General features: G+C 30.9%; 4 protein-coding genes. All 4 read left to right on the forward strand.

Annotated features, from left to right (window positions below):
* Positions 1-211 precede the first annotated feature (211 nt).
* Positions 212-841: a GldM family protein gene (locus ZA05_RS00195; RefSeq protein ID WP_053989853.1), complete on the forward strand. Its 630-nt coding sequence runs from the start codon at positions 212-214 to the stop codon at positions 839-841.
* Between the two features lie 140 nt (positions 842-981).
* Positions 982-1314 carry a hypothetical protein gene (locus ZA05_RS00200; RefSeq protein WP_053989854.1) on the forward strand — a complete coding sequence of 111 codons (333 nt, stop codon included), beginning with the start codon at positions 982-984 and terminating at the stop codon, positions 1312-1314.
* Positions 1315-1486: 172 nt separating this feature from the next.
* Positions 1487-2116 carry a hypothetical protein gene (locus ZA05_RS00205; RefSeq protein WP_053989855.1) on the forward strand — a complete coding sequence of 210 codons (630 nt, stop codon included), beginning with the start codon at positions 1487-1489 and terminating at the stop codon, positions 2114-2116.
* A 221-nt stretch (positions 2117-2337) separates the two neighbouring features.
* On the forward strand, positions 2338-2859 hold the full coding sequence (locus ZA05_RS00210) for a hypothetical protein (protein WP_053989856.1): 522 nt from the start codon (positions 2338-2340) through the stop codon (positions 2857-2859).
* The last annotated feature ends 138 nt before the right edge of the window (positions 2860-2997 follow it).

The raw sequence follows: 2997 nt of genomic DNA on the forward strand, positions 1-2997 counted from the left end.
GTGTATCTGAACCTTACTCCTCTCTTTTGTTCTTTCTGATTAATGCTTCTAAAATAATAGTTTGTAAACTTAAGCAGTGTATAATTCATTGCTTCCGATTTTCCTCACGGAAAATCCTCGCAACTTTGCTATCTTAGTTTCTTAACACGAAAATCCTGCGGATTTTCACGCAACGAAACTATACACAAACCGTTAGCGGTAATTCTAGAAAATGTTAAACAAAATAATCCTTTTAATATCACTTTTATTTCTTTGTTCTTGTAAATCAAAACTAATTGTTGATCCCGAAATAATTTACAATCGTATTGAAAATTACGTAAGTATAAACTCCCCAAAATCTGAAAGCATAGTTGTCCTAGACAATAACAAAATTATTACACCTAATGAGGACAACAAGTATCTAATTCATTATAACAACAAAAAAACTATTAAAATAATTACTTACAATAAAAACAGTAAAGTAGATTCTATTAATTATAGTTTTAAAACTAAAAACTTAAAATGCTATGCACAATATAAAATCAACGGAATAAATAGTAACAACTTAATAAGTAAAAACCAATTAAAAAATGCCGTTATAAGTGCATATCATGAAGACTTCATTTATAATAGCCTCTTTGAAATAACTGGATTTAAGGTTAAAATCCCAGGATACTCCACCATAATTGTTAAAGGCAATAAGATAACTGACGAAATTTATAATATCATTCAAAATGAACAAAAAGGAGAGAATATCATGATGCAGATATTTGATGTTGAGGGAGGTTTAAAAAAAATTAAATGGGAACCAACTTTATGCCATCCTCCTGAACTAATAATTGAAATAAAAAACAACCGCTAACACCGTGTATAATTCATTGCTCCCGATTTTCCTCACGGAAAATCCTCGCAACTTTGCTACCTTAGTTTCTTAACTCTGAAAATCCTGCGGATTTTCACGCAACGAAACTATACACAAACCGTTACCTGCAAGCTAAAAAAATGATATTAGGGTATTTAGACTACATTATTTTTGGATTTTTGATTTTCCTAAACATCCTTTTTTGGAAAAAAGAAATTGGAGAAGGTAAAGGATGTATATTGACAATAATTGTCGGAATACTATTTGGACTTTTACTGCCGACTATTTCAAGTTTTTTTGAAATACAAAGAGTAAAAACAATTGTTGGGAATCCAGACAGTACTGAATTACTTTATACTTATTTTATTTATCCAATATATTGGGGAATTGGTATTATTCAAACCATTGTTATCGGAATAAAAATGAGCTTAAAAAACACTGACAAACTTTATAAAACTGACTCAATTAAGTAACGTGGAAATAATAAAGCCAGCAGGTAACATCGTGTATAATTCATTGCTTCCGATTTTCCTCGCGGAAAATCCTCGCAACTTTACTATCTTAGTTTCTTAACACGAAAATCCTAGCGGATTTTCACGCAACGAAACTATACACAAACCGTTAGCACACATTAAAAGAACAAGAATGGCAACATGGACAAGATTTTATATTAACTCTTCAAATTCCGAAAAAGCAACTAATATTTTAAAAGAACTTTCAGGAATCACAGAGTCATCTAATGGAAACATACCTGAAGATTTTCATGATTCGTTTTTAATGGATGAAAAAGCCAACCCTAATTATATCCTATTCTCTGAAATACAGAAAAACTGGATAACAGTGCTTTATAATTCTGCCAGTAAAATTGAAAATTGGGCTCAACGAATTTCAGAAGAACTCAATTGCATTGTCATTGTCACAATCGGACAGAATACGGTAGACTATTATTACTTTTCTCAATTTCTAAATGGTGAAAAGAAAAGAGAAATTGAAGTTTGCTATGGAGATGATATTGAACCAATAAATTTTGGAGCTCCTTATGATTTTGAAGAAGAAGAGCCTGGTGAAAAGCAAGAATATGATGATGAGATATCATATCTATTTGACTTTGATAGTCTAGAAAGATATTCTCAAAATTTTGGACTTGAAATTCAGTCTGATTGGGATAATATCGCTTGGACAATTCTTAAAGGGGATCAAAGTCAAAAGACTACAAAAGATTTTATCGACCAACATCTGAGAGGTATTAAGAAACCTTGGTGGAAGTTCTGGTAAAATAAAAACGTGTGCTAACAAGGTGTATAGCCAATAGGGCATTTAGAAATAAATTAAAAGTCCTGTTCTTTGAGCAGGCAACGCCAAAACAAAGTTTTGACGTTTAACAAAAAAGAAAATTAAAAGTAAAAACGTTTGTTTTGGCTTAGTGGTAAACCGAGAGTGAATCGCTTCAATCTGCCCTACTGTCCATACACAGAACGTTGTAGCCAATTTGAGAAATGAAAGTACTCAAAATCATATTTATAGTAATTGGAGTATTAATTTTAATTCCAATAATTGCTTTTAGTGGAATCCTTATTTATGATTCGTACTATGAATCAAAGTTTATGAATATTGAAATTCCAGAAAATATGAGGTTTGAAAAACCGAAAGAACAATTAGGATATTCAAATATAAATTCTTTGACTCAAGACAGAATAGAAGTTACTGGAAACGGATACTTTGGATATAATTTTCACATGTGGCATAAACCAATAGAAAAAGGAGAAATTTATGTAAAAGCAATTGAGTTAACACAAAACATTGAATTATCTAAACCTGAATTAGAAAATCGGACAAAAAACAAAATATCTGATTTATCAAATGACTATAAACTTTACGAAGGAGAAAGTCTTATTTACGAAGGAACTTTTGAACAATTTTATCCTGTTCGATTTGAAATGTGGTTTAAGTCAAAAGAAACAGGAATTGAAAAGAAATTAGCCGAAAAAAAGTATTTAATTGATGGTTGGGACAGATAAAAAAACTGGCTACAACACCGTGTATAATTCATTGCTTCCGATTTTCCTCACGGAAAATCCTCGCAACTTTATTATCTTAGTTTCTTAACCCGAAAATCCTTCGGATTTTCACGCAACGAAACTATACACAAACCGTTG

The organism is Mangrovimonas sp. TPBH4 (assembly GCF_001280505.1).
Taxonomy (GTDB): Bacteria; Bacteroidota; Bacteroidia; order Flavobacteriales; family Flavobacteriaceae; genus Mangrovimonas_A.

Coding starts and splice junctions, on each gene's coding strand:
- ZA05_RS00195 (WP_053989853.1), top strand. CDS start 212: ATGTTAAACAAAATAATCCTTTTAATATCACTTTTATTTCTTTGTTCT.
- ZA05_RS00200 (WP_053989854.1), top strand. CDS start 982: ATGATATTAGGGTATTTAGACTACATTATTTTTGGATTTTTGATTTTC.
- ZA05_RS00205 (WP_053989855.1), top strand. CDS start 1,487: ATGGCAACATGGACAAGATTTTATATTAACTCTTCAAATTCCGAAAAA.
- ZA05_RS00210 (WP_053989856.1), top strand. CDS start 2,338: ATGAAAGTACTCAAAATCATATTTATAGTAATTGGAGTATTAATTTTA.